General features: G+C 71.7%; 25 protein-coding genes. 10 read left to right on the top strand and 15 right to left on the bottom strand.

The genetic code is table 11. The annotated features are described in order from the left end of the window. Positions 1-16: 16 nt before the first annotated feature. The 9 genes from mnhG to AC1DP1_RS12945 all read right to left on the bottom strand — a co-directional run bounded on the left by mnhG (position 17) and on the right by AC1DP1_RS12945 (position 7,784). On the bottom strand, positions 17-382 hold the full coding sequence (gene mnhG / locus AC1DP1_RS12985; protein WP_191195601.1) for a monovalent cation/H(+) antiporter subunit G: 366 nt from the start codon (positions 380-382) through the stop codon (positions 17-19). Then, on the bottom strand, positions 379-684 hold the full coding sequence (locus tag AC1DP1_RS12980; RefSeq protein ID WP_191195602.1) for a monovalent cation/H+ antiporter complex subunit F: 306 nt from the start codon (positions 682-684) through the stop codon (positions 379-381). The genes mnhG and AC1DP1_RS12980 overlap by 4 nt, the downstream gene beginning before the upstream one ends. Then, entirely contained in the window at positions 681-1,241 is a 561-nt protein-coding gene (locus AC1DP1_RS12975; RefSeq protein ID WP_457192351.1) for a Na+/H+ antiporter subunit E, read from the bottom strand. Before AC1DP1_RS12975 ends, AC1DP1_RS12980 begins: the two co-directional genes overlap by 4 nt. Further along, on the bottom strand, positions 1,238-2,944 hold the full coding sequence (locus AC1DP1_RS12970) for a Na+/H+ antiporter subunit D (protein WP_457192353.1): 1,707 nt from the start codon (positions 2,942-2,944) through the stop codon (positions 1,238-1,240). The genes AC1DP1_RS12975 and AC1DP1_RS12970 overlap by 4 nt, the downstream gene beginning before the upstream one ends. After that, positions 2,941-3,432 (bottom strand): Na(+)/H(+) antiporter subunit C, encoded by a 492-nt coding sequence (locus AC1DP1_RS12965; protein WP_300053441.1) that lies wholly within the window; start codon positions 3,430-3,432, stop codon positions 2,941-2,943. Before AC1DP1_RS12965 ends, AC1DP1_RS12970 begins: the two co-directional genes overlap by 4 nt. Beyond that, positions 3,429-6,305: a Na+/H+ antiporter subunit A gene (locus AC1DP1_RS12960; RefSeq protein WP_477507189.1), complete on the bottom strand. Its 2,877-nt coding sequence runs from the start codon at positions 6,303-6,305 to the stop codon at positions 3,429-3,431. Before AC1DP1_RS12960 ends, AC1DP1_RS12965 begins: the two co-directional genes overlap by 4 nt. 336 nt (positions 6,306-6,641) lie before the next feature. Further along, a complete protein-coding gene (locus AC1DP1_RS12955) occupies positions 6,642-6,845 on the bottom strand; it encodes a hypothetical protein (protein ID WP_457192357.1) in 204 nt (67 codons plus the stop codon). An 88-nt stretch (positions 6,846-6,933) separates the two neighbouring features. Further along, positions 6,934-7,311, bottom strand: a complete 378-nt coding sequence (locus AC1DP1_RS12950) for a DNA polymerase ligase N-terminal domain-containing protein (protein WP_477507188.1) — start codon at positions 7,309-7,311, stop codon at positions 6,934-6,936. A 14-nt stretch (positions 7,312-7,325) separates the two neighbouring features. Further along, positions 7,326-7,784 carry a PaaI family thioesterase gene (locus AC1DP1_RS12945; RefSeq protein WP_477507187.1) on the bottom strand — a complete coding sequence of 153 codons (459 nt, stop codon included), beginning with the start codon at positions 7,782-7,784 and terminating at the stop codon, positions 7,326-7,328. A 46-nt stretch (positions 7,785-7,830) separates the two neighbouring features. Here AC1DP1_RS12945 and helR point away from each other — a divergent pair, with 46 nt between their 5' ends. Further along, the gene (gene helR, locus AC1DP1_RS12940; RefSeq protein ID WP_477507186.1) at positions 7,831-10,068 is read left to right on the top strand and encodes an RNA polymerase recycling motor ATPase HelR; all 2,238 of its coding nucleotides are present in this window, start codon (positions 7,831-7,833) and stop codon (positions 10,066-10,068) included. Here the strand turns inward: helR and mmuM are convergent. Further along, a complete protein-coding gene (mmuM, locus tag AC1DP1_RS12935; RefSeq protein WP_477507185.1) occupies positions 10,058-10,975 on the bottom strand; it encodes a homocysteine S-methyltransferase in 918 nt (305 codons plus the stop codon). The two genes, helR and mmuM, sit on opposite strands and share 11 nt — an antisense overlap. Before the next feature lie 62 nt (positions 10,976-11,037). On the opposite strand from mmuM, the gene AC1DP1_RS12930 reads away from it, so the two are divergent. Beyond that, complete coding sequence (locus tag AC1DP1_RS12930; protein ID WP_477507184.1) at positions 11,038-11,829, top strand: Fpg/Nei family DNA glycosylase; 792 nt, start codon at positions 11,038-11,040, stop codon at positions 11,827-11,829. A 21-nt stretch (positions 11,830-11,850) separates the two neighbouring features. Here AC1DP1_RS12930 and AC1DP1_RS12925 read toward each other — a convergent pair whose 3' ends face one another. Next, positions 11,851-14,214 carry an ATP-binding cassette domain-containing protein gene (locus AC1DP1_RS12925; protein ID WP_477507183.1) on the bottom strand — a complete coding sequence of 788 codons (2,364 nt, stop codon included), beginning with the start codon at positions 14,212-14,214 and terminating at the stop codon, positions 11,851-11,853. A gap of 174 nt (positions 14,215-14,388) precedes the next feature. Between AC1DP1_RS12925 and AC1DP1_RS12920 the strand changes: the two genes are divergently transcribed. From AC1DP1_RS12920 to AC1DP1_RS12905, 4 genes are read left to right on the top strand one after another with little or no spacing between them, the layout of a single operon-like run. Next, positions 14,389-14,871 carry a pyridoxamine 5'-phosphate oxidase family protein gene (locus AC1DP1_RS12920; protein WP_477507182.1) on the top strand — a complete coding sequence of 161 codons (483 nt, stop codon included), beginning with the start codon at positions 14,389-14,391 and terminating at the stop codon, positions 14,869-14,871. Between the two features lie 13 nt (positions 14,872-14,884). Further along, the gene (locus AC1DP1_RS12915; RefSeq protein ID WP_477507181.1) at positions 14,885-15,685 is read left to right on the top strand and encodes an SRPBCC family protein; all 801 of its coding nucleotides are present in this window, start codon (positions 14,885-14,887) and stop codon (positions 15,683-15,685) included. A 39-nt stretch (positions 15,686-15,724) separates the two neighbouring features. Beyond that, the gene (locus AC1DP1_RS12910) at positions 15,725-16,432 is read left to right on the top strand and encodes a 4a-hydroxytetrahydrobiopterin dehydratase (protein ID WP_477507180.1); all 708 of its coding nucleotides are present in this window, start codon (positions 15,725-15,727) and stop codon (positions 16,430-16,432) included. A 28-nt stretch (positions 16,433-16,460) separates the two neighbouring features. Beyond that, positions 16,461-17,090 carry a CG0192-related protein gene (locus AC1DP1_RS12905; RefSeq protein ID WP_477507179.1) on the top strand — a complete coding sequence of 210 codons (630 nt, stop codon included), beginning with the start codon at positions 16,461-16,463 and terminating at the stop codon, positions 17,088-17,090. Between the two features lie 7 nt (positions 17,091-17,097). Here AC1DP1_RS12905 and AC1DP1_RS12900 read toward each other — a convergent pair whose 3' ends face one another. Further along, the gene (locus tag AC1DP1_RS12900) at positions 17,098-18,213 is read right to left on the bottom strand and encodes a DNA glycosylase AlkZ-like family protein (RefSeq protein WP_477507178.1); all 1,116 of its coding nucleotides are present in this window, start codon (positions 18,211-18,213) and stop codon (positions 17,098-17,100) included. A gap of 135 nt (positions 18,214-18,348) precedes the next feature. Between AC1DP1_RS12900 and AC1DP1_RS12895 the strand changes: the two genes are divergently transcribed. Beyond that, complete coding sequence (locus AC1DP1_RS12895) at positions 18,349-18,495, top strand: hypothetical protein (protein WP_300053402.1); 147 nt, start codon at positions 18,349-18,351, stop codon at positions 18,493-18,495. A 29-nt stretch (positions 18,496-18,524) separates the two neighbouring features. On the opposite strand, the gene AC1DP1_RS12890 is transcribed toward AC1DP1_RS12895, so the two are convergent. Together AC1DP1_RS12890 and AC1DP1_RS12885 are read right to left on the bottom strand one after the other, a co-directional pair. Then, a complete protein-coding gene (locus tag AC1DP1_RS12890) occupies positions 18,525-20,321 on the bottom strand; it encodes an alkaline phosphatase D family protein (RefSeq protein ID WP_477507177.1) in 1,797 nt (598 codons plus the stop codon). Continuing rightward, a complete protein-coding gene (locus AC1DP1_RS12885; protein WP_457190126.1) occupies positions 20,318-21,334 on the bottom strand; it encodes a zinc-dependent alcohol dehydrogenase family protein in 1,017 nt (338 codons plus the stop codon). Before AC1DP1_RS12885 ends, AC1DP1_RS12890 begins: the two co-directional genes overlap by 4 nt. A gap of 114 nt (positions 21,335-21,448) precedes the next feature. Between AC1DP1_RS12885 and AC1DP1_RS12880 the strand changes: the two genes are divergently transcribed. Then, entirely contained in the window at positions 21,449-22,972 is a 1,524-nt protein-coding gene (locus AC1DP1_RS12880; protein ID WP_477507176.1) for a helix-turn-helix domain-containing protein, read from the top strand. Positions 22,973-23,017: 45 nt separating this feature from the next. Here the strand turns inward: AC1DP1_RS12880 and AC1DP1_RS12875 are convergent, their stop codons facing one another. Continuing rightward, on the bottom strand, positions 23,018-23,269 hold the full coding sequence (locus AC1DP1_RS12875; RefSeq protein ID WP_477507259.1) for a zf-TFIIB domain-containing protein: 252 nt from the start codon (positions 23,267-23,269) through the stop codon (positions 23,018-23,020). Between the two features lie 44 nt (positions 23,270-23,313). Between AC1DP1_RS12875 and AC1DP1_RS12870 the strand changes: the two genes are divergently transcribed. Next, a complete protein-coding gene (locus tag AC1DP1_RS12870; RefSeq protein WP_477507175.1) occupies positions 23,314-24,117 on the top strand; it encodes a glycerophosphodiester phosphodiesterase family protein in 804 nt (267 codons plus the stop codon). Between the two features lie 28 nt (positions 24,118-24,145). Continuing rightward, positions 24,146-25,507, top strand: a complete 1,362-nt coding sequence (locus tag AC1DP1_RS12865; protein ID WP_457190120.1) for an MFS transporter — start codon at positions 24,146-24,148, stop codon at positions 25,505-25,507. The last annotated feature ends 58 nt before the right edge of the window (positions 25,508-25,565 follow it).

Here is a 25,565-nt window from a genome sequence, read left to right as displayed (position 1 = left end):
CGAGGGTCGGGCGGCGTCAGGGTGCGCCGCGTGGCTCCTCGTGGCTCGGGCGGTCGCTGAGCTCGTCGACCACGAGGAGGTCGTGGCGCACCTGACCGGCGCGGAACGAGGCCCGGCCGACCATGTGGCTGGAGACCACGCTCGTGGCCATCTGCAGCAGCACGATGAGGGCGAGGATGCCGACCACCCCCGGGTCGCGCAGGCGCAGCGCGACCCCGGTCATCACCAGCACCGTGCCGAGGACCTGCGGCTTCGTCGCCGCGTGCATCCGGGTCAGCAGGTCGGGCAGACGGACGACGCCGATGGCGGCGATGAGTGCGAGGACCGCGCCGAGCAGGATGCACACGGCGGCGGCGAGGTCGGCGACCTGTGTCCAGCTCACCACTTGCCCCCCGTGCCCGGGTCGTCGCGGTCGCCGGCCTCGAGGTCGTCGCTGCGGCTCGCGTAGCGGGCGACGCTCACCGCGCCGACCATGCCGCAGCCGGCGAGCACCACGAGCATGGGGAGGGGGTACGTCACGCCGGAGTGGGCGACGTACAGGCCGGTCGCGCAGACGGTGACCGCGACCAGCACGTCGAGCGCGACGCTCCGGTCGAGGATCGTCGGTCCGATGGTGAGGCGTACGAGCAGGAGCACGGCCGCAGCGGCGAGCAGCGTGGCTCCGAGGACGAGCACGACGGTCATGGGTCCTCCCGGTCGACGGGTCGGGGCGGCAGCGCACGGAGCAGGCGCTGCTCGAGGTCCAGCGCGGTGCGGCGGAACTCGTCGGCGGCCTCCGCGTCGGGTACGTCGATGACGTGGAGGTAGAGCGTGTGCGTGGACCGGCGGGCCTCGACGACCACCGACCCCGGGATCAGCGACAGCATGGACGCCACGAGGGTCATCATGAAGTCGGACTTGGTCTCGAGGTCGACCGCGACCACGGCGTTGCGCACCGGACGTCTCCGCAGGACGACGCCGGCCACCTCGAAGCTGGCCCGCACGACGTCGAGGTGGAAGCGGGCGATGACGCCGAGCAGGGGCAGGGGCCGCACCGAGGAGCCGAGGTCGATGGGGGGCAGCGGGAACGTGACGCACACGAGCACCGCAACGAGCACGCCCCCCACGAGGAGCAGCGGCGTCACGGCGCCCCACAGGGCCAGCCAGACGAGCAGCAGCCAGGCGACGGCGAGCGGCTGGACGGCGCGGTGTCGCGCGGGACGGGTGGACCCGTCGCGGCGGGTGCGCATGACCGGGCTCACGGGTGCTCCTCGGTGAGGACGGAGGAGAGGTAGGGGGTGCGCTCGTGCAGGTCGCCCGCGGCCCGGTCGGCCAGTGCGTAGAGCGGCCCGGCGATCACGGACAGCAGCACGCTGGCCGCGACGAGACCGGCCGCTGGCAGCAGCATGCCGAGGGGGGAGTGGCGGTTGTCGTCGCCCGCCTCGATCAGGGTGTAGAAGTCGCGGTCGGGCTCGTTGTCGTCGCCGAGGCGGCGGGCCTCCTCGATGTCGCGTCGCGACACGGTGCCCGCAGCGGTGTGGACGTGGCCCCGGTGCTGGTGCACCGCGCGGGTGTCGTGCCCGGGCACCGGCTCGGTCGCCGCCCCGCCGACGGTCTCGCCGATCGCCTCGAGCGCCTCGTGGGCCTCGCGGGGGGTGCGCCAGAACGCCACGGCCCACGTCTTCGCGACGGCGTACAGCGTCAGCAGGCTGGTGGCTGCCCCAGCCGCCACGAGGGTCCAGGCGAGGGGGCTGCCGTCGAGCTGCGCGGCCTGGAACAGCCCGACCTTGCCGATGAAGCCGGAGAACGGTGGGATGCCGGCGAGGTTCATCGCCGGCACGAAGAAGAGCACGGCCAGCACCGGGGCGATGCGCGCCAGCCCGCCGATGCGCATCAGCGCGGTGCTGCCGGCCCGGCGCTCGACGAGGCCGAGGACGAGGAAGAGCGCCGTCTGGATGGTGATGTGGTGGACGACGTAGAACGTCGTGCCTGCCGTGCCGGTGCGGCTGTCGAGCGCGATGCCGAGGATCAGGTAGCCGATGTGGCTGACGAGCGTGAAGGACAGCATGCGCTTGATGTCGGACTGGGCGATCGCGCCGAGGATGCCGATGATCATGGTGAGCAGGGCGGCCCACAGGAGCAGGTCGGTGAGCGGGCTGTCGGGGAAGAGCAGCGTCTGCATCCTCAGGATCGCGTAGACGCCGACCTTGGTGAGCAGCCCGGCGAACACCGCCGTCACCGGCGCGGGCGCGGTGGGGTAGCTGTCCGGCAGCCAGAGCGACAGGGGGAAGACGGCCGCCTTGATCGCGAACGTCGTCAGCAGCAGCAGCTGGATCATCATCGACACGTGGTCGGGCAGCTCCGCGAGCCGTTCGGCGAGGTGGGCGAGGGTGAGCGTGCCGGTGGCGGCGTACGTCACCGCGAGGCTGATGAGGAACAGCGTCGACGAGAGCAGGTTGACCAGCACGTAGATCGTGCCGGCGCGGACCCGGGCCGCGGTGCCGCCGAGCGTCAGCAGGACGTAGCTCGCGAACAGCAGCATCTCGAAGCTGACGAACAGGTTGAACAGGTCGCCGGCGAGGAACGCGTTGGCCACGCCGGCCACCAGCACGAGGAACGTCGGGTGGTAGACCGAGATCGGCGCACCCTCCTCGTCCTCCGTCATGCCCTGTCCGACGGAGTAGGCGAGGACCGCCAGGGTCACGATGGCGCTGACCAGCAGCATCAGGGCGGCGAGCCGGTCGGCGACCAGGACGATTCCGAGGGTCTCGGGCCACGCGCCGATCCACACCGTCTGCGGGCCGTGCCGGTCTGCCTGCACCAGGAGCACCGCCGCCACGGCGACGACGGAGCCGAGCACGGCGAGGCTGAGCCAGCGCTGGATGCGCGGGTGGTGGAGCAACGCCAGCGAGGCACCAGCTCCGAGGATCGGCAGCAGGACGGGGAGGGGGACGAGGGAGTTCACTGCGACCTCATCTCCTCGGCGTCGGCGGCCAGCGGGTCGTCGTCCGGGCCCTGCCCGTGGTCACCGCTGGAGTCGTCACCGGGGTAGTCGGACGTCGTGGCGGAGTAGGCCTCCGACGTCACGTCCCGCAGGGCGAGCCTGCGGATGGTGTCGTCCTCGATGTCGTCCTGCACGTCGTCGTGGCCATTGAGCTGCCAGCTGCGGTAGGCCATGGCGAGCACGAACGCCGTCGTGGCGAGGGTGATGACGATCGCGGTGAGCACCATCGCCTGGGGGAGCGGGTCCGAGAGGCCGGTCGTGTCACCACCCTTCGACACGATCGGGGCGCGTCCCGCGGGGCCGCCGGCGACCATGAAGCAGAGGCTGACGCCGTTGCCGATCATGACGATGCCGATCAGCACGCGCGACAGGCTGCGCTCGAGCACCAGGTAGACACCACAGCCGAGGAGGGCGGCGGCGACGAGGACGAGGGTCAGGTTGATGGTCATGCGGCCTCCGCCTCCGCCTCGCGCATGGCGCGCTGGATGTCGCGGTCGATGTGGGAGCCGAGGGCGCGCAGCAGGTCGAGCACCAGCCCGACGACGACCAGGTAGACCCCGACGTCGAAGAGGACCGACGAGACCAGGTGCAGGTCGCCGAGCAGCGGCAGGTGCAGGTCGATCACCGCGGACTGCAGCACCACACCGCCGAAGGCCATCGGCAGCAGTGCCGCCAGCGCCGCCACGGCGAGGCCGCCGCCGATCAGGCGCCCGGCGTCCACGGGTGCCGCCTCGTCGAGCTCGTAGCGACCCCCGGCCAGGTAGCGCACGACGAGCGCCAGCCCGGTGGTCATGCCCGCGGCGAACCCGCCGCCGGGCTCGTTGTGGCCCACGAGCAGGAGGTAGATCGAGATGACGACCAGCGTGTGGAAGAGCAGTCGCACGATGACCTCGAAGATGATCGAGCGCTTGTCCGGCGGCAGCGTCCGTGAGCCGGGCAGCCAGGCACGCCGACCCGGAGCGGTGGCGACCTTCTCGACGCCGGCCGGGTAGGGGATGTCGTGGACGCGGCGGATGTCGGCGCCGCGTGCGTTGACGTACACGAGGCTCGCGACGCCTGTCGCTGCGGCCACGAGCACCGCGAGCTCGCCGAGCGTGTCCCAGGCACGGGTGTCGACCAGGATGACGTTGACGATGTTGCCGCCGCCGCCGAACTCGAGCGCCTCCTTCGGCAACGCCAGGGAGACGGGGTCGGCGGTGCGCGCCGCGCCTGCCACGAGGAGGAAGCCGGCGGTCACGACCGCGACGGCCACGCCCAGCGCGACCCGCAGGTAGCGCTGGCGGCTCAGCGGGCGGTCGGTGAAGTACTCGGGGAGCCGGCGCAGGGCCAGCACGAAGACCACCACGGTCAGCGTCTCGACCAGTGCCTGGGTGAGCGCGAGGTCGGGCGCGCCCTGGAGGACGAAGAGGAGGGCCGTGCCGTAGCCGGTGACGCCGACGAGCAGGACCGCGCGGATCCGGCGCCGCGAGCGCGCCGTCATGATGGCTGCCCCGACGATGACGGCGCCGATGACGGCCTGCGCGGGGTTGTCCCACGCCGTCACCTTCACGTCGTCGAGGCCGCCGATCAGCGTCGAGCCCGGCAGCAGCACCAGCACGATCAGGATGATCGCGAGGTACGCCGCCGCGGAGCCGCGCTGCACGACACCGGTGACCTCGACCGCCGTGCGGTCGAGCAGGCGCATGCCGCCGCCGTAGGCCCGCTCCAGGCTCCAGTCGTGGACCAGCGCGGCCTGCAGACGGGCGACGGGCTCGCGCGCGACGAACAGCGCGGCACCGGCGGCGAGCGTGACGAGGGTCAGCACCAGGGGCAGCCCGACACCGTGCCAGAGCGAGAGCTCGGGCTCGTGGGCCCCGGGCGGGAACTTGTCGGCCTGGGGGTCGAGGAGCGACGTGAGCGGGGCGCCGAGGAAGCCGAGCACCAGCGACAGGGCCGCCAGGATGACGGGGGCCGCGATGAAGGCGGGCGAGGGGGAGTGGACCGACACCGGAGCCTCCACCTCGCGGTTGCCGAAGGCGCCCCACACGAAGCGGGCCGAGTAGGCCGCGGTGAGGATCGACCCGACGACCACCCCGACGACGAGCAGCCAGCCGCCCGCCGTACCGATCCCGGTGCCGTGACCGTCGCGGGCGACGTCGACGAGCGCGACCAGCACGCTCTCCTTGGCGACGTAGCCGATGAGCGGGGGGAGACCCGCCATCGACGCGGCCGCCAGCGTCGCGGTGACGGCGAGGACCGGTAGCCGTCGCGAGAGCCCGGTCAGCTCGCGGAGGTCACGCGTGCCGGTGCTGTGGTCGATCACGCCGACGACGAGGAAGAGGGTCGCCTTGAACAGCGCGTGTGCGATCAGCAGGGCGAGCCCGGCGAGCATCGCGCTGCGGGTGCCGGTGCCGAGGACGAGCACGAGGAAGCCGAGCTGGCTGACGGTGCCGTAGGCGAGCAGCAGCTTGAGGTCGTTCTGGCGGAGCGCTCGTACGCCGCCGAGGACCATCGTCGTGAGGCCGAGCACCAGGAGCACCGTGCGCCACCCGGTCACGCCGGCGAACGCGGGCGCCAGGAGCGCGACGAGGTAGACGCCGGCCTTGACCATCGACGCGGCGTGCAGGTAGGCGCTGACGGGGGTCGGCGCCGCCATGGCCGACGGGAGCCAGAAGTGGAAGGGGAGCAGGGCCGACTTGCTGATGGCGCCCACGAGGAGGAGGTGGACACCGATGGTCACGGCCACACCGGTGGGCGGGTCGGCCAGGATCTCGGTGATCCGGAAGGTCCCGGCGGCCCGGCCGACGACGATCGCGCCCACGAGCAGCACGAGGCCGCCGAACGTGGTCACCACGAGCGCCTGGATGGCGGCGCGCCTGCTGGCCCGCCGCTCGGAGTCGTGTCCGATCAGGAGGAAGGAGAAGACGGTCGTGAGCTCCCAGAACACGTAGAGGAGCAGCAGGTCGTCGGCCAGCACCAGGCCGAGCATCGAGGCCACGAACGCGACGAGCACGCCGGCGAAGCGCGGGACGCCCGGCTCGTCGTCGTCGAAGTACCACGCGCAGTAGGCCAGCACGAGCGCACCGATCCCGAGCACGATCAGCGCCATGACCCACTGGAGGGTGCCCATGGCGAGTGCCAGGTCCAGGCCGATGCTGCCGACCCACGGGTGGACCTCGACGAGCGTCTCGCCGTCGTGGACGGCGGCGCCCTGCGCGGCGACCCACGCCGTACCGGCCAACGGCACCAGCGCGATCGCCAGGAAGGCGCGTCGGCCGGCACGGAGCAACAGCCATGGAGACATGACCGCCGCCGCCAGCAGAGCGGCGATCAGCAACAGCACAAGCGGTGGTCCTCGTCCCTCGGTGGAGTTTTCTCAACCGTACAGGCGCAGAACGCCTCATCCGGCCGCTCGGAGGGGTGCAGCGGAAAGATGGGGGATGGACCCCATCTCGGGGGATCACACTGGTGTCGTTCGTCGATCAGGACTATCTGACATAATGTCAGTTATCGGCGATATCGACGTACGCGGGAGTGCCCGGGAAGCCCCGCTCCATGGCCTTCGCTCGTCACAGCCAGCCACATCGGGAAACCGGGCTCGTCCTGGGCAAGCTGTCGTTCCCCGGTCATCTGGGCCCGAGGACGTGGGCCGCCGGCGTGGGCCGTGACCTAGGCGAACTTACTTGCCGTACTTCTTGTGCATGGCCTGCTTGGAGACGCCGAGCATCGTGCCGATCTCCGCCCACGAGAAACCGTGGATGCGAGCTCGTCGTACGGCGACGGCCTCGGCTGCGGCCAGCTCGTGCTTGGCGCGGGAGATGCGCATGAGCTCTTCCAGGGGGTTTTCCTCCCCCGGGTCCTGGGCATCGACGGCGGTCCTCATGCGTCAACTGTCGTTGACATAACGCATGCTGTCAACCCCTGTTGACGATCGGTCGATGATCGCGGAGCCCCAGTGTCACCTGGTGACCTCACGCCTCCGCGATCTTCCGGCTGGCGGCAGGTTGCTCCTTGGTCAGGTGGAGCAGCCACTGCGAGCCGCCGGTGTGGATCAGCGCCAAGCGCCGGGAGACCTCACGACCGTGCAGGGTGAGGACGAGTCGTCGCTCGTCGCGCGAATGTTCTTCCCACGTCCCGGTGTCGGCGACGAGCTTGTGCTCGTCCTCGTAGTCGACGTGGTCCAGGTCGTGGTCGTCGACAGCGATGGCCAGGCGGTCGTGCCGCCCGTCCTCCGGCAGCCCCTTGGGCACCGCCCAGCTGCGCAGCACGCCGTTCTCCTCGAGCCGCAGGTCGAAGTGCGGGCTCGGGCGGCGGTGGTCGTGCAGGACGAACCTGGGCAGCTCCGGCACGGGACGATCCCGCCTCACCCGAGACGTCGGAGCTGGTAGGTCCCGACGGTCGTCGCCACGACCTCGCCTGCGGTGTCGGTGAGCGTCGCCTCGAGCACGAACTCGCCACGGCCCGTCTCCAGCGCGTCGGCACGCACCCGCGCGACCTCGTCCTCCGACAGCGACGCCGAGGCGCGTACGACGCCCAGCGCGGGCCGACGGAACCGGATCGAGGACTCCTTGACGAGCGGCACGAACCCGGCGAGCTCGCCCTCGAGGTCGAAGGTGGTCAGGCTCAGCAGTCCGCCCAGCATCTCGGCGACGCTGAACAGGGAGCCCGCGTAGGTGACGCCGAAGTGGTTCACGTTGGGCTCCGGCGGCAGGTCGGCCGCGGCGAAACCCGGCCGGACCTCGACGACGCGGATCCCCATGGCCTCCAGGATCGGGACCGATCCAACGGCCTGGACTGCCTCCACTCTCAACGTATAGGCCATCAGGGGGCTTGCCGCAAGGCCCTGGTCAGCCTCCACACTGCACGGCGTGACGCAGCAGGACCACCACCACGACACTCCCCACGACATCACTCCTTTCGCTCTTCCCCGCACCCTCGCGGCCAAGTCCGACCCGTCCCTGATCGACCGCGACAGGGAGCACTTCACCCGGATCGCCACCGGGCTCGAGCGGGCGATCGCCGACCTCGAGCAGCGCCTGGCGGAGGTGCGACGGACCGCGGTGCGTCACGGCACCGCCGCCCTCGAGCGCGACCAGGAGGTGCACCGGCTGACCACCCGGCTGCGAGCCCTGCGCCGCTACGACCTCGACCTCTGCCTCGGCCGCATCGTCCACACCACCCCTGAGAAGGGCGACGACGAGACGACGTACATCGGACGGTTCGGGCTCGCCGACGCCGACGGCCGCCGGTTGCTCGTCGACTGGCGCTCACCCGCCGCCGAGCCGTTCTTCGCCGCGACCCACGCGCACCCTCAGGGCCTGGTGAGCCGGCGTCGCTACCGCTGGGTGGCGGGGAGGATCGTCGACTACTGGGACGAGGCGTTCACCGAGGAGGGACTGACCCACACCGCGGCCCTCGACGACCAGTCGGCCTTCATCGCCACCCTCGGTGGGAGCCGTACGCCCCGGATGCGCGACGTGCTGGGCACCATCCAGGCCGACCAGGACGCCATCGTCCGGGCCGGGTCGCGCGGGGCCCTGGTCGTCGACGGTGGTCCCGGCACCGGCAAGACGGTCGTCGCGCTGCACCGCACCGCGTACCTGCTCTACGCCGATCCGCGGCTGGGCCACCGGCGCGGTGGCGTGCTCTTCGTGGGCCCGCACGCGCCGTACCTCGCCTACGTCGGCGACGTGCTGCCGAGCCTCGGGGAGGAAGGCGTGCAGACCTGCACCGTCCGCGACCTGGTGCCGGAGGCGGCCCGCGGGCCCGAGGGCGACGCGCAGGTCGCCGCGCTCAAGGCCGACCTGCGGATGGTCGAGTCGATCGAGCCGGCTGTGGCGCTCTACGAGGAGCCGCCCAGGGAGTCGTACCTCGTCGAGACCGCCTGGGGCGACGTCCGGATCAGCGCGTCCGAGTGGGCCGAGGCCTTCGACTCCCCCGACCCGGGCACCCCCCACAACCTCGCCCGCGACGACGTCTGGGACGAGGTCCTCACGATCCTCGTCGACAAGGCAGCGGACGTCGTCGAGGACCTCTCCCCCGACGAGCTCCGGCGCGTCCTCGACCGCCACGCCGGGCTGCGCGACACCTTCGACCGGTCCTGGCCCCTGATCGAGCACACCGACCTCGTCGGCGACCTCTGGACGGTGCCGGCCTACCTGCGCCACTGCGCTCCCTGGCTCGAGCCCGAGGAGGTGCGGGCCCTGCGTCGCGACGACCCCGAGGCGTGGACGTACGCCGACCTTCCGCTGCTCGACGCCGCCCGGCTGCGGCTCGGCGATCCCGAGGCGTCGCAGCGGCGACGGCGTACGCAGGCCGCCGAGGCCCGCGAGCGCGCCCGGATGGGCGAGGTGATCGACGACCTGCGCACCACGGCGCGCGAGACGGGCGCCGACGAGCTCGGCGACGGCCTGGTGTCGATGCTCGTCCACGACGACCTGCAGACGGCGCTGGTCGACGACGCGGCGCTCCCGACGTCCGACGTCGACCTCCTGACCGGGCCGTTCGCCCACGTCGTCGTCGACGAGGCGCAGGAGCTCAGCGACGCCGAGTGGGCGATGCTGCTGCGTCGCTGCCCCTCGCGCAGCCTCACCGTCGTCGGCGACCGCGCCCAGGCCCGCCACGGCWTCGCCGAGACGTGGACGGAGCGGCTGGCACGCGTCGGCCTCACGGACGTCACCGTCGCGCCACTGACCGTCAACTACCGCACGCCGACCGAGGTGATGGCCGAGGCCGCGCCGGTGATCCGTGCCGCGCTCCCCGCGGCCAACGTGCCCACGTCGGTCCGCCAGAGCGGGATCCCCGTGCTCCACGCGCCCGTCGCCGAAGGCGATGCGATCATCGACGGCTGGTTGGCCGAGCACGCCGAGGGCACGGCGGTGGTCGTCGAGCGCGGCCGGTCTGCGGAGGGTGGCCCGGACGCCGCTCTCGACCAGCGCTGGGGCGGTCGCGTCCGCTCACTCACGCCCGAGCTGGTCAAGGGGCTCGAGTTCGACCTCGTCGTGCTCGTCGACCCCGACGGCTTCGGGGACGGCGTGGCCGGCGCGGTGGACCGCTACGTCGCGATGACCCGCGCCACGCAACGGCTGGTGGTGCTCACGACGTGAGATCGGTGCGGGCGAGGGTGGCCCGCAGGGCGGTGATGTCGGCGGTGCCGACGCGGCAGCACCCGCCGACGAGGCGCGCGCCCGCTGCCACCCAGGCCGCGACGTCGGCCGGGTCGAACGCCGAGCGGCCCTCCCACGACCGGGTCGCGGCGTTCCAGCCCTGTCCGGAGTTGGGGTAGACGACCGCGGGGCCGTGCGCCCCCGCGACCGGCACGGCAGCGCCGGCGTCGGCTGGCGATGAGCAGTTCACCCCGACGGCGACGACCTCGGCGACGTCGGCCGCCATCGCGAACGCCTCGCCGATGGGCTCGCCGGCCCGGGTGAGCCCGTTGGCGGTGGACAGCGACAGCCACGCCGGTACGCCGCTGCCGTCGAGCTCGGCGAGCACAGCCTCGACCTCGGCCATGCAGGGGACGGTCTCGATCGCGAGCAGGTCGGCGTGCTCCCCCACGGTCGAGGCGAGCACGTCGAGCCGCGGTCGGTGGAACGCCCGGAGCCCGGCCACGTCGAGGTCGTAGTCGCCGCGGTACTCCGAGCCGTCGGCCAGCACCGCGCCGTACGGCCCGACCGAGGCGGCCACCCATCCATCGGGCGCCACGGCGTCACGCGCGGCCGCGGCCAGCTCGACGCTCCGGCGCAGCAGGCGCTCGACCTGGTCGCGGTCCGCCCCCTCGGCGCCGAAGCCCTCGAACGACACCTGGTACGACGATGTCGTGGCCACGTCGGCGCCGGCCGTGAAGAACTCCCGGTGGGCCCGCTCGATGGCCGCCGGGTCGTCGCGCAGCAGTCGTGCCGACCACAGGTCGCTCGACAGGTCGTGGCCGTGCTCCTCGAGCAGCGTGGCGAGGCCGCCGTCGAGGACGACGGGGCGCTCGGCGATGGCGGTGCGGAGGTCCGTGCGGGTCATGCCCAGAGTCTGGCACCCGAGGGGTGTGACGACCGGCCGGTCTCGTCGGCGACGATCACCCGGTGCCAGAGGGACACACCATCCACCGACTCGCCCGCCGCCATGCCCGGCTGCTGGGCGGGCAGCACGTGTCCGCCGACAGCCCGCAGGGCCGCTTCGAGGACGGCGCGAGCCTGCTCGACGGTCGCGTCCTCGGCGCGACCGACGCGTGGGGCAAGCACCTGTTCCACCGCTACGACGACCTGTGGCTGCACGTTCACCTGGGCCTCTACGGGAAGTTCCGCGACGGAATGCTCCCGGCGCCGGCCGCGCGTGGCGCCCTGCGGCTCCGGCTCGTGGGCGGCGGCCACTGGCTGGAGCTGCGTGGACCGACCGCGTGCGAGGTGCTCACCGACGTGGAGCGCAAGGTCGTCCTGGCCAGGCTCGGTCCCGACCCGTTGCGGCGGCGTCCGGACGCCGAGGCGTTCGTCGCCAGGGTGCTGCGCAGCCGCGCCCCGGTCGCCACCCTCCTGATGGACCAGTCGGTCGTGGCCGGCGTCGGCAACGTCTACCGCGCCGAGGTGCTCTTCCGGCAGCGGCTCGACCCGCTGCGTCCGGGGCGCCTCCACGACGCGGCCGTCCTGCACGCGCTGTGGGACGACCTCGTGGTGCTGCTGCGCGCCGGCGTCCGGGCGGGACGGATCATCACGACGCTGCCCGCCGACCGCGAGCGTCCGTCGGGCCGCCCGCGCCGCATCGACGCCCACTACGTCTACGGGCGCGCCGAGCTGCCTTGCCGGATCTGTGGGACGCCCGTCCAGGACACGCAGATCGCGGCCCGGCGCCTGTTCTGGTGCCCGGTCTGCCAGGCCTAGCGGAGCAGCCGAGCAGCAGCGTCAGGCGCCGATGTAGGCCGCGAGGTGCTTGCCGGTCAGCGTCGGCTTCTTCGCCGCCACCATGTCGGCCGGCGGACCCTCGAACACGACGGTGCCGCCGTCGTGGCCCGCCCCGGGACCGAGGTCGATGATCCAGTCGGCGTGGGCCATCACGGCCTGGTGGTGCTCGATGACGATGACGGACTTGCCGGCGTCGACGAGGCGGTCGAGGAGGCCCAGGAGGTTCTGCACGTCGGCGAGGTGCAGGCCCGTGGTGGGCTCGTCGAGGATGTAGACGTCGCCCTTCTCCCCCATCTGCGTGGCGAGCTTGAGGCGCTGGCGCTCGCCGCCGGACAGCGTGGTCAGCGGCTGGCCGAGGGAGAGGTAGCCCAGGCCCACGTCGGCGAGCCGGTCGAGGATCTTCACCGCGGCCGGGATCTTGGCCTCGCCCTCGCTGAAGTGGGCGCGCGCGTCCACGACCGACATCTCGTGGACCTCGGCGATGTCCTTGCCGCCCAGGGTGTGCTCGAGCACCTCGGCCCGGAAGCGGCGACCCTCGCACTCCTCGCACGGCGACTCCACCGTCGCCATCGGACCGAGCTCGGTGAAGATCACGCCGGCGCCGTTGCAGGTCGGGCAGGCCCCCTCGGAGTTGGAGCTGAAGAGCGCGGGCTTGACGCCGTTGGCCTTGGCGAACGCCTTGCGGATCGGATCCAGGAGACCGGTGTAGGTCGCAGGGTTGCTCCGGCGTGACCCCTTGATCGCGCCCTGGTCGATGACGATGACCTCGTCGCGGCCGGCCAGCGAGCCGTGGATCAGCGAGCTCTTGCCCGACCCGGCGACCCCGGTGACGACGGTCAGCAGGCCGAGTGGGACGTCGACGTCCACGTCACGCAGGTTGTGCGTGCTCGCCCCCCGCACCTCCATCGTCCCGGACGGCTCCCGCACCGACTCCTTGAGCCGTGCGCGGTCGTCGAGGTGCTTGCCGGTGATGGTGTCGCTCCTGCGGAGGCCGTCGACGTCGCCCTCGAAGCAGATGCTCCCGCCCGCTGCTCCGGCCGCGGGGCCGATGTCGACCACGTGGTCGGCGATACCGATGGTCTCGGGCTTGTGCTCCACGACGAGCACGGTGTTGCCCTTGTCGCGCAGCTGCAGGAGCAGGTTGTTCATCCGCTCGATGTCGTGCGGGTGCAGCCCGATCGTCGGCTCGTCGAAGACGTAGGTGATGTCGGTGAGCGACGACCCGAGGTGACGGATCATCTTGGTGCGCTGGGCCTCACCGCCCGACAGCGTGCCGGCCGGCCGGTCGAGCGAGAGGTAGCCCAGGCCGATCTCGGAGAACGAGTCGAGCAGGTGCTGCAGGCCCTTCAGCAGCGGCGCCACCGACGGCTCGTCGAGGTCGCGCACCCAGTCGGCGAGGTCGCTGATCTGCATCTCGCACAGGTCGGCGATCGACTTGTCGTTGATCTTCGACTTCCGCGCCTCCGGCGTCAGGCGGGTGCCGTCGCAGTCGGGGCAGGTCTGGAAGGTCACCGCCCGCTCCACGAAGCGACGGATGTGCGGCTGCATCGCCTCGGGGTCCTTGGAGAGCATGGACTTCTGGATCTGCGGGATCATGCCGGTGAAGGTCAGGTTGACCCCCTCGACCTTGATCTTGGTCGGCTCCGACCACAGCATCGTCTCGAGCTGCTTCTTCGTGAACGACTTGATCGGCTTGTCCATCGGGAGCCCCATGCCCTCGAACAGCCGGCCGTACCACCCGTCCATCGAGTAGCCGGGCACCGTCAGCGCACCTTCCGAGAGCGACTTGTTCTCGTCGTAGAGCGCCGTGCGGTCGATGTCGTTGACCTTGCCCATGCCCTCGCAGCGCGGGCACATGCCGCCGAGGTAGACCTCCTGCTTCGCGATCCGGCGCTCGGTGCGCCCGCCCTTCTCGGTGGTCATCATCCCGCTCGCCTTGCGGGTCGGGACGTTGAAGGAGTACGCCGTCGGCGGGCCGACGTACGGGTCGCCGAGCCGGCTGAAGAGGATCCGCAGCATCGCGTTGGCGTCCGTGGCGGTGCCGACCGTGGAGCGCGGGTTGGCGCCCATCCGCTCCTGGTCGACGATGATCGCCGTGGTGAGGCCCTCGAGGTGGTCGACGTCGGGTCGCGCGAGGGTGGGCATGAAGCCCTGCACGAACGCGCTGTAGGTCTCGTTGATCATCCGCTGCGACTCCGCCGCGATGGTGGCGAAGACCAGCGAGCTCTTGCCCGAGCCGGACACCCCGGTGAAGACGGTCAGGCGGCGCTTGGGCAGCTCGATGCTGACGTTCTTGAGGTTGTTCTCCCGCGCTCCCTCGACACGGAGGAACGCGTGGTCGTCGGCCGGATGTGTGGTGGTCATGGTGCGCGTCTCCCCTGTGTGTGGCCTGTCGTCTGACGGGCCGGCCGTGCCGGACCCGAGCCCTCCCGTGGCGGGGGCAATCCTGCCAGTACGACGCCTCGCGCGCCCCTGGTGTGACCGGCACCCGCCCCTCGGGTGGGGTGCACGGTTTGTCCACCGTGCCAGTGTCGAGACATGAGCACCCACGACGACCGGACCACGACCGTTGCCGAGATCATGGAGGAGACCGACATCGCCGTGCTGACCTACGTGTCGCTCGACGGACACCTCGTCTCCACGCCGATGGGCACGCAGGACTTCGAGGACCCGGGCACCACCTGGTTCCTCACCGAGCGCAGCAGCGACAAGGTGCGCGCCATCGAGGCCGACCCGCGGGTCAACGTGTCCTACTCCAGCAAGGCCGGCTGGGTCTCGCTGACCGGCACCGCCCACGTCAGTGACGACCGTGCCAAGCTCCACGACCTCTGGGACGCCTCCGCCGGCGCCTTCATGTCCGGCGGTCCGGACGACCCCGACAACGTGCTGCTGCGCATCGACGGCGCCACGGCGGAGTACTGGGAGTCCCCCGGCAAGGTCGCCGTCGCTGTCCAGATGGCCAAGGGGCTCGTCAGCGACGACAAGCCCGACCTCGGCGACAACGACACCGTGCAGCTCTGAGCGGGGGCGCCTCGTGCTCGTCGACGCCCACGGTCCCGCCACCGCCGACGAGTCGTGGCTGCGCTTCACCACGCCCGAGACCTGGCCGACCTGGGCACCGCTGATCCGTGAGGTCGAGGCGTCCGACGACGTGCTGGCCGTCGGTACGACGGGTCGCGTGCACGGTCCGGGCGGCGTGGCCGTCGACTTCGAGGTCACCCGGGTCGACCCGGCCCTGCGGTCGTGGACCTGGCGGGTCGGACGTGGGCCCGCCGCGGTCTCGATGGACCACCACGTCGTCCCGGCGCCCGGCGGCGGCAGCCGGGCGATGCTCCGCGTGCCTGCACCCGCCGCTGCCCTGCTCCAGCCCTACCGGCTGCCCGCCGGTGCGGCGCTGCGCGGGCTCGTGCGCGAGCCCGGCGGCGAGGGTGCGCCCGAGGCCGTGGAGTCGTTCGACTTCGCCTTCGCACCGAACTACGTCGCCCCCGCACGCGCCTTCGGCGTCACCCCGGCCTCGACCACGGTGGAGGTCGGCCCGGCGTGGCTCTTCGTCCGCTACGGCCCGTGGCGCCTGGTGACCCCGCGGTCCAACATCGCCTCGGCCGAGCTCTCCGGTGGTTTCGCGTGGCACCGCACCGCGGGTCCGCCGCACCTGTCGCTCAGCGACCGCGGCGTCTCGTTCACGACGAACGGCGACCGTGCCCTCTGCCTGACCTTCCACGAGCCCGTCCCGGCGATCGACCCCACCGGCACCATCACCCACCCGGGCGCCACGATCGCCGCAGCCGACCCACGCCGGCTGGCGTCGGCGCTCGGATTCACGCTCGATGAGTAGCCGGGTGCCGGAGACCCGTCGGGGCTAGGGTCGCGGAGCATGGACATGTTGCGGGGCGCACAGATCGCCGAGGCCGGACTGACCGAGTGGCGCAAGCTGGCGCAGGGACTGCACGCGCGCTACCTGACGGCGGACTTCGCCACCGCTGTGCGCTTCCTCGCCGCGGTGGGCGAGGCGGGCGACGAGGTCGGGCACCACCCGCGCGTGACGATCGGCCAGGGGCAGGTCGACCTCGAGCTGGTCACCGGCGACGCGATCTACCGCGACGACGAGGGCACCGAGCACGTCGTCGAGTGGGTGACCCAGCAGGACGTCGACCTCGCCCGCCGGGTCACCGAGATCGCAGCGGAGCACGGTCTGGACGCCGACCCCGCCTCGGTCAGCGAGGTCGAGCTCGGCCTCGACGCGGCGGCCTCAGCCGTGGTCGCCCCCGTGTGGGCGGCCCTCCTGACGGGCGACGCCGCGTCCCAGGGCCGGGGCTCGCCCAGCGACGAGGTGCGCGACGCCACGGGCCGCGTCCCGAACCTGTGGTTCGACGACCTCGCCGCCGACGCGACCTCGGGCCAGCGGTTCCACGTCGAGGTCTACGTGGCGCTCGAGGTCGTCGAGCAGCGGGTCGCCGCCGCTGTCGCCGCGGGCGGGACCGTCGTCGACGACAGCGATGCGCCCGGGCTCACCGTGGTCGCCGACCAGGAGGGCAACCGGGGCGTCATCTGCGCCGACACGTCCGCCGCGCAGCAGGACTGAAACGGGGTCGCCGCCCTAGGGTCCCGATATGGGAATCGTGCACAAGGCCACGTTGTCGCCGTCCAAGCAGGAGCTCGTCGAGGCCTGGTTGCCCAGCCGCCCGTGGGCAGAGGGCCGCACGATCGCCGGGAAGGTCGCGGAGTACAGGTTCGACGACCCCGACGGCGAGGTGGGTGTCGAGACGATTCTCTGGCGAGCCGAGGACGGCTCCGTGCTGCAGACCCCGCTGACCTACCGCGCCGCCCCGCTCGCCGGCGCCGAGTCGCACCTCATCACCACGACCGCCCACTCCGTCCTCGGCGAACGGTGGGTCTACGACGGGTGCGGCGACCCCGTGTGGGCACGGACCCTGGTTGCAGCGATCCTCACCGGTGCGCGACAGTCGCAGATGTTCTTCGAGGAGGACGGCCGCAGGATCGACATCCCGCCGCGCATGGAGGTGCGCGGCAGCGGTAGTGGCGATGACGCTGACGTGCCCGACATCGCCCGTGTGGACTCCGTGACCGACGACGGCGCCGTCACGACCGTGCTCGCGGGCACGGTCGACCTCGCTGTCGCCCGCACCGTGGGTACGCCGCTGGGCGAGGGCACGTACCTCGACGGGACGGTCGGCGAGTCCGACGAGCGGATCGTCCTCGCCGTCCTGCGCCGAAGCTAGGCGCCGCTCAGGACCGCGCCACCTCCAGCCCGAGCCACTCCCCCAGCGCATCGAGCTCGGCATTCACCCGCCGACGCCGCGCCGCGGACCAGTCGTCGTCCTCGTGCACCGCGTCGACGATCAGCACGCCTGCCTCTCGATCGGCCGTCGCGTCGACCTTGCCGACGAGCTCGTCGCCGTCGAGCACCGGCATTGCCCAGTAGCCCCACTGGCGCGACGCTGCGGGCTTGTACATCTCCAGCTGGTAGTCGAAGCCGAACACGTCCTCCATCCGCTTCCGGTCGAAGACCAGCCGGTCCAGCGGGGACAGGATCGCGGTGCGACCCTCGAAGTCGTCGAGGTCGTCCAACCGGTCGGGGTCCACGCGCCACACCCCGCGCGCGCCGTCGACGCGGGCCGCCGCGCCCGTGCCGCGGACGTCGTACCTCTCGTCCCACGCCTCCAGGGCCCGCGGGCGGGCGATGCCGAGCGCCCGCAGTCGCCGGGCGGCAAGCGTCTGGTGCGCCTCCTCCGCGGGCACGGCCGGGTCGCCGGGGTGGACGCGCTCGGCGAGGTCCCAGCGCCGCTCCCGCCCCTCGCGCGAGGCGACCGCGACCTCCCCACGCGCCTCCAGGCACTCGAGGAGCTTCATCACGTTCTTGTCGTTGGTCCACCCGGTCGAGCGCCAGGGCACCTCGCAGGTGTCCGGCAGGTCACGGGCGGCGGTCGGGCCCTCCGCGCGCAGCAGCGCGAGGATGTCGCGGCGACAGCCGTCGTTGGCGGCCACCCAGTCGGCGAGGTCCTCCTGCCACTCCTTCAGGGGCGGCTCGCCGGGCCAGGCGTCCATGTCGGCGCGGTGCAGCGCGACGTCCTCGCTGGGCAGCAGCATCGCCCGGAGCTCGACGAGGGCGCCGTCGCCGACGAGCTCCTCGAGGTCCTCCGGCTCGTACGCGTTCCCGAGGCGGGTCCACAGGGCGAGGTCGGCGTGCTGGGCCACGACGCGGGTGAGGTCGACCTGCAGGAAGCCGAGGTGTCGCACCACCTCGAGCACGTCGCCGGGCCGCGGTGCGGCCAGCAGCTGGGCGCACACGGCGATGCGGCGAGCCTGTCGCGGCGTCAGCTCGAGGCTCGGAGGGGCGCCCATGCCGCGATCCTAGGACCGGGGCGTGGCGTGTCGGGGCCACGCCGGCATGGCCCGAACGGGTCATTCCTGACCCAGATCGGGCGTTACCGGCGGGTTCCCGCCCGCACCGCGCCCGGCGGTGCGACCGTGGACGGCATGTGGGACACCGTCGAGACCAGCTCGGTCCACCTCTCTCACGACCTGCCGTGCAGCGAGTGCGGCCACGGTCGTCACACCTACCTGCCGTGCTCGGACACCTGCAGCTGCGCCCACGGACGCGACCGCATGCTCAGCAACGCCTGAGCCGCCGGCCGCCACCCCAGAGTCGGACCTCAGCGCTCGCGCACCGAGTCGTCCTTCGCACGCCGCCTGACCCGACGCCCGACCTTGGCCACGAACCTCTCGCGCGGCGGCGGGTTGCCGTCCTCGTCCAGGGCGTACGACTCCACCTTCGCCAGCCGCGGCCGGTCGTGGTCGTCCACGACCTCACCGGTGACCCACCACATGCGCAGGCTCGGTCCGGCCAGCCGGAGGAAGGCCAGGTTGTTGTCGAACCACGGCCCCTCGGCGTAGGTCCACCTGAGGGGCGCGTCGGGCACCCGCGCCGACTTCGACGCGAGCCGCCCCAACGGACCGGCGACGCCGTAGGAGAGCACGGCCGTCGCGAAACGCATGTTGCGAGAGAGCGGGTTGCGGATCGGCGAGCAGACCGCCTGCAGCACGGTCGAGCGGAACGCCGGACCACCGTGGGCGGGACGGGCCTCGCTGACGTAGCTGTGGTGCACGTCGCCGGAGAGGAACGTGACCGTGGACGGCGCCCGGCCGCGCTTCCCGGCAGCGACCTCCATCGCCTGCTGGGCGACCTGCTGGAAGCTGGTCTGGAACGCACCCCAGTGCTCGAGGTCGACCAGCTGGCGCAGCTTCTCCCCCGCCCGGCCGCCGCGCTCTCCCCACGCGCCCTGCGCGAGCGCCTCGCTGAACGCCTCGAGGTGGTGCAGGCCGCGGGCGAGCAGGAAGGGCAGCGACGTGCCGATCAGCAGGTGATCGACGTCGCCGCGCAGCTGCTCGTCGAGCCAGGCCGCCTCGTCGTCGTCGAGCAGGGCGCGGTCGTCCGGGTCGAGCTTGCGGGCTGCGCGCGAGTCGACGACCACGAGGCGGGCCTGCGTGTCGAAGTCGCGGGTGTAGCTCCACCGGTACGTCTGGGGCTGCTGGTCGACCCGGTCCGCGAACTCGTCGAGGAACGGACCGAGGTCCTGCTCGGCGTCGCCACGGTGTGCCAGCACCTGCGCGTACACCTCGTCCTTCTCCCGCTCGGCGGGCGACAGGTTGCCGAGGTGCTGGTACACCCAGTACGACGCCAGGCCGGAGACGATGCGACCGTGCCACCACGACGTGGCCTCCATCTCGCGGCGCCAGTCCATCGAGGTGTTCCAGTCGTCGCGGATGTCGTGGTCGTCGAAGATCATCGCGCTGGGCACGGTCGACAGCAGCCACCGGTTGGCGGGGTCGGACCACGCGAGCTTGTAGAGGTGGGCGTACTCCTCGTAGTCCTTCAGCTCGGTCCAGGGCGCCTGCTCGATGTCGCGCCGCGACTCGATGAACTCCCGCATCGCGTCGGTGGTCTCGTCGGCGTAGACCTGGTCGCCGAGGAAGAGCACGAGGTCGGGCAGCCGGTCCGGGTCGAGGTCGGCGTCGGACGGGTCGGCGGCCTCGACCTGGCCGGCGACGCGCAGCGCCCACGCGCGCAGGGCGTCGACGCCGTGGGTCTTGTTCCCCTTCTCGTCGTGGGAGACCGAGGTGCGGCAGGAGCCGAACGACAGGTGGAGGGGACGTCCCGCCTCGAGGGTGGCGATGACGGGGTCCGGGAACGGCGACCCCGCGGGCGGCCAGACCCGGTCGTCGTCGATCGCGAGGGAGTACGCGTCGGTGGTGCCGGGCTCGAGGCCGTCGAGCTCGACGATGGCGTAGTGGTGGTCGTGGACCACGAACGTCTGGGCGGTTGCCGAGGCGGCGCCCCGGGTGACGGTGACGGCCGCGGGAGCGGCCGTCTCGACCCAGATGCTCGCCGACGTCTCGTCGACGTAGCGGAGCAGCGGGCCCAGGAGCAGTCGGTCGTCGGGTGTCGTCATGGGTGGAGGAGCACCTTGATCGCGCGGCGCTCGTCCATCGCCTTGTAGCCCTCGGCCGACTCGGCCATCGGCAGCGTCAGGTCGAAGACCTTGCCCGGGTCGATCGCACCCGACAGCACGCGGTCGAGCAGGTCGGGCAGGTAGCGACGCACGGGAGCCATGCCTCCGGCGAGGCCGACGTTCTTCTGGAACATCCGGCGCACCGGCAGCTCCACACCGTGGGGCACGCCGACGAAGCCGACGGTCGAGCCCGGGCGGGCGACAGTGAAGGCCGTCTTCATCGCGCCGTCGGTGCCGACGCACTCGAGGACGGCGTCGGCCCCCACCCCGTCGGTGAGGTCGGCGATGCGCGCCTCCCCCTCCTTGCCGCGCTCGGCGACCACGTGGGTCGCCCCGAAGGCGCGGGCGATCTCCTGGCGGGGCTCGTGGCGCGACATCGCGATCACGCGCTCGGCGCCCATCTGGGCCGCGGCCAGGACGCCGCTGAGGCCCACCGCGCCGTCGCCGACCACGACGACGGTGTGGCCGGGCTGCACGCCTGCGGCGACCGCGGCGTGCCACCCGGTCGCCATCACGTCGGTCAGGGCCAGCAGCGACGGGATGAGCGCGTCGTCGGGCATCCCGTCCGTGGCGACGAGGCTGCCGTCGGCCTGGGTCACCCGGGCGTACTCGCCCTGTCCGCTCTGGGTGACCCCGAGGTTGACGCACGCCGACTGCATGCCGGCACGGCAGTGGGCGCAGGTGTTGTCGCAGTGGCAGAACGGCACGATCACGAAGTCGCCGACCTTGGTGGTCGAGACGTCCGAGCCCACCTCCTCCACGACGCCGACGCACTCGTGGCCGATGGTCGAGCCCGCCGTGACGTCGTTCTCGCCGCGGTAGGGCCACAGGTCGGAGCCGCAGATGCAGCCCGCGACCACCTTGACGATGGCGTCGGTGGGCTGCTCGATCCGCGGGTCGGGCACGTCCTCGAAGCGGATGTCACCGGGCGCATGGATGGTGGTTGCACGCATGCGGCGATCCTGCCACGGCGGTCGGCAGCCGACCCCTCCCTGGGGGCGAGCGTCCCAGTCCGACCCCGGAGTGCCGATCTGGCTTTATCTCATATCTGAGATACCGTGATCGGCATGGCTGACTACAAGGGTCGCATCGGCAACCTCATCCGCGACGCCCGCAAGCACCGCGGGCTCACCCAGCACCAGCTGGCAGAGCTGCTCGGCACGAGCCAGAGCGCCATCAACCGCATCGAGAAGGGCCACCAGAACCTCTCGCTCGAGATGCTCGCGCGCATCGGCGCGGCCCTCGACTCGGAGATCGTCGCCCTGGGCGCGGGGCCCACCCACCTGCGCGTCGACGGTCCGACGACGCTGTCCGGCTCGATCGACGTCAAGACCTCCAAGAACGCCGGCGTGGCGCTGCTGTGCGCCTCCCTGCTCAACAAGGGTCGTACGACGCTGCGCAAGGTCGCGCGCATCGAGGAGGTCAACCGCCTCCTCGAGGTGCTCAACTCCCTCGGCGTGGCCACCCGCTGGGTGGGCGACGACAACGACCTGGAGATCATCCCGCCCGCGGACCTCAACCTGGCCGCGATCGACGAGACGGCAGCACGACGGACGCGCTCGGTGATCATGTTCCTCGGCCCGCTGCTGCACCGCTACGACGAGTTCGACCTCCCCTACGCCGGCGGCTGCAACCTCGGTGAGCGCACAGTCGAGCCGCACATGTCGGCGCTGCGTCCCTTCGGGCTCGAGGTCAAGGCGAGCGACGGCAGCTACCACGCCAGCGTCAACCGCACCATCGAGCCGTCCCGCCCGATCGTGCTGACCGAGCGCGGCGACACGGTCACCGAGAACGCGCTGATGGCGGCCGCCCTCCACCCGGGCACCACGGTGATCCGCAACGCCTCGTCCAACTACATGGTCCAGGACCTGTGCTTCTACCTCCAGCGCCTCGGCGTCGTGGTGGAGGGCATCGGCACCACGACGCTCAAGGTCACGGGCAGGTCGTCCATCGACGTCGACGTCGACTACGCCCCCGCCGAGGACCCGATCGAGGCGATGTCGCTCCTCGCGGCCGCCATCGTCACCAAGTCCTCCATCACCATCCGCCGGGTGCCGATCGAGTTCCTCGAGATCGAGCTCGCGACCCTGGAGGAGATGGGCTTCCGCTACGACCGCTCCCCCGAGTACGCCGCGCTCAACGGTGAGACCCGGCTGGTCGACATCACCACGCATCCCTCCGAGCTCCGCGCGCCGCTCGACAAGATCCACCCGATGCCGTTCCCCGGCCTCAACATCGACAACCTGCCGTTCTTCGCCGTGATCGCCGCCGTGGCCGAGGGCCAGACGCTGCTGCACGACTGGGTCTACGAGAACCGCGCCATCTACCTCACCGAGCTCAACAAGCTCGGCGCCCAGGTCAAGCTCCTCGACCCGCACCGCGTGCTGATCGAGGGCCCGACGCACTTCTCCGGCGCCGAGATCGTCTGCCCGCCCGCCCTGCGCCCGGCCGTCGTGCTGCTCATCGCGATGCTCGCCTCGAAGGGCCGCAGCGTGCTGCGCTCGACGTACGTCATCCACCGCGGCTACGAGGACCTCGCCGAGCGCCTCAACGAGCTCGGCGCCAACATCGAGACCTTCCGGGACATCTGACACCAGCTCTCGCTGGTTGAGGAGGTCGCGCAGCGACCGTCACGCTCAGTTGAAAAGGGTCTCCACCCAGGCACGTGAGACCTTGCCGGCGGCAGGCGGGGCGGTCATGTCAGCGGTGATGCGGGGCAGGGGTGCGGTGTGCTGGCCCGCGTTGCGGTGCCAGTCGTTCTCGGCCTCGACCAGCATGCCCAGGTCGGCGCGCGCGAGGAACACCCCGTGCCCCTCGGGGCACGAGCTGACCGTCGCCTCGCCAAGGGTCCGCTGATCCATCTCGACACCGCACCGGGGACACGTCATGCTCTCCATCCCCCGACGGTACCGCTGACCCCCATACTTCTCGCGTGGAACCACCGCACCCGACTGGACCGGCCTACCTCGACGCCCGACGCCCGCTGGCCTTCGCCCATCGCGGCGGCGCCTACCACCCGGACATCGAGGGCCTCGAGAACACGCTCGCGGCGTTCACCCATGCGGTGGAGCTGGGCTACACCTACCTCGAGACCGACGTCCACGTGACCAGCGACGGGGTGCTGCTGGCCTTCCACGACACGGTCCTGGACCGGGTGACCGACCGCACCGGCAGCATCGCGGACTCGACGTACGACGAGGTGCAGCAGGCGATGATCGGCGGGCGGGAGCGGGTGCCGACCCTGGCCGACCTCTTCGACGCCCTCCCGGGCGCGCGGTTCAACATCGACATCAAGTCCGAGGACGCGGTCGATTCGCTCGCGGAGTTCATCGAGGAGCACCAGGCGTGGGACCGGGTGCTGGTCGGCTCGTTCTCCGGCCGCCGGATGAACGCGTTCCGCCGGCGCACGGGAGGCCGGGTGGCCACGTCCGCCCACCCGCTCGAGGTGGTCGCCTACGTGCTCTCCCCCAGCGCCCGGCTCGCCCGGTGGCTCACCCGCGGTCGGCCGGTGGCGCTGCAGGTGCCCCACCGCCGCGGTCGGGTGCTCGTGGTCTCACGCGGGCTCGTACGACGGGCGCAGGCGGTAGGCGTCCAGGTGCACGTGTGGACCATCGACGACCCAATTGAGATGAACGCCCTCCTGGACCGTGGTGTCGACGGCATCATGACCGATCGCACGGACATACTCAGGGACGTGCTCCGCGCACGCGGACAGTGGAACGGCCCCGACCTGTGAGGTCCGGGGACCGCATGGAGGGGAACGCATGACCGACGTGGACGGCGGGATCGCCAACCTCAAGCCGCTGGAGCAGGCCCGGGAGCAGAAGGCCTGGTACTGGTACGACTGGGCCAACAGCGCCTACACGACCACCATCGGCACCGTCTTCTTCGGCCCGTACTTCATCAACCTCGCCGAGAACGCCGTCGGCGGCGAGGACGGCCGCTTCGAGGTGGCCGGGCTCTCGCTCCCGCCGGACTCGCTGTTCTTCTGGCTGATCACGGTCTCCACGATCCTGTCCGCGCTGGTCCTGCCGCCGCTGGGGGCGTACGCCGACCGTGTCGCGAACAAGAAGCGGCTGCTGGCGACCCTGGCCTGGATCGGCTCGTTCTTCGCCGCCCTGATCTTCTTCGCCACCGGTGACAACTGGCAGCTCGCCGCCGTCGGCATCGTGCTGGGCAACCTGTTCTTCGGCGCGGCCGGCGTGGTCAACGACTCGATCCTCCCGCTCATCTCCGACGAGGACGACCGGGACCGGGTCTCCTCGCGCGGCTGGGCGTTCGGCTACCTCGGCGGCGGCCTCCTGCTCGTGCTCAACCTGGCGGTCTACCTCGGCCACGAGGCCCTGGGGCTCGACGAGGCGCTCGCCGCCCGCCTGTGCATGCTGTCGGCCGCCGTGTGGTGGGCCGGGTTCACCTTCATCCCCTACCTCCGGCTCAACGACCACCCGCCCGTGGCCGTGGAGCAGGTCGAGGGCAACGCGATCCGCCGCAGCTTCGGCCAGCTCGTCGCCACCCTGCGCGACATGCGCCAGTACCCGATGGCGCTGACGTTCCTGATCGCCTACCTGTTCTTCAACGACGGGATCCAGACCGTCATCGCCTCCGCGTCGGTCTACGGCTCCGAGGAGCTCGGCCACGGCCAGACGATCCTGATCGCGACCATCCTCATGGTGCAGTTCGTCGCCTTCGGCGGTGCGCTGCTCTTCGGCCGGCTCGCGGGCCGGATCGGGGCCAAGCGGACCATCCTGATGGGCCTCGTGATCTGGTGCGTCATCGTGACCGCGGGCCTGTTCCTGCCCGCCGGCAACGTCGCGCTCTTCCTGCTGATGGGCGTCGCGATCGGCATCGTGCTCGGCGGCACCCAGGCGCTCGCCCGGTCGTACTTCTCGCTCCTGATCCCCCGGGGCAAGGAGGCGGAGTACTTCAGCTTCTACCACGCGATGGATCGCGGGACGTCGTGGTTCGGCACCGCGACCTTCGGCATCGTGCTGGCCATCACGGACTCCTACCGGCCGGCGCTGTTCGCCCTGATCGCCTTCTTCGTCATCGGTGGGCTGCTGCTGACCCGCGTCGACACCGAGCGGGGCATCCGCGAGGCCGGCAACGACGTGCCCGCCGTGATCTGAGCGACCGACGACCTGCACCCCGGAAGGCAGACATCACCCCCTGGGGTGAAGTTCGTCT

The organism is Nocardioides sp. P4_G10 (genome assembly GCF_056401175.1).
Note: the sequence above shows the minus strand (reverse complement) of the source record. Positions and strands in the feature narration are given on the sequence as shown.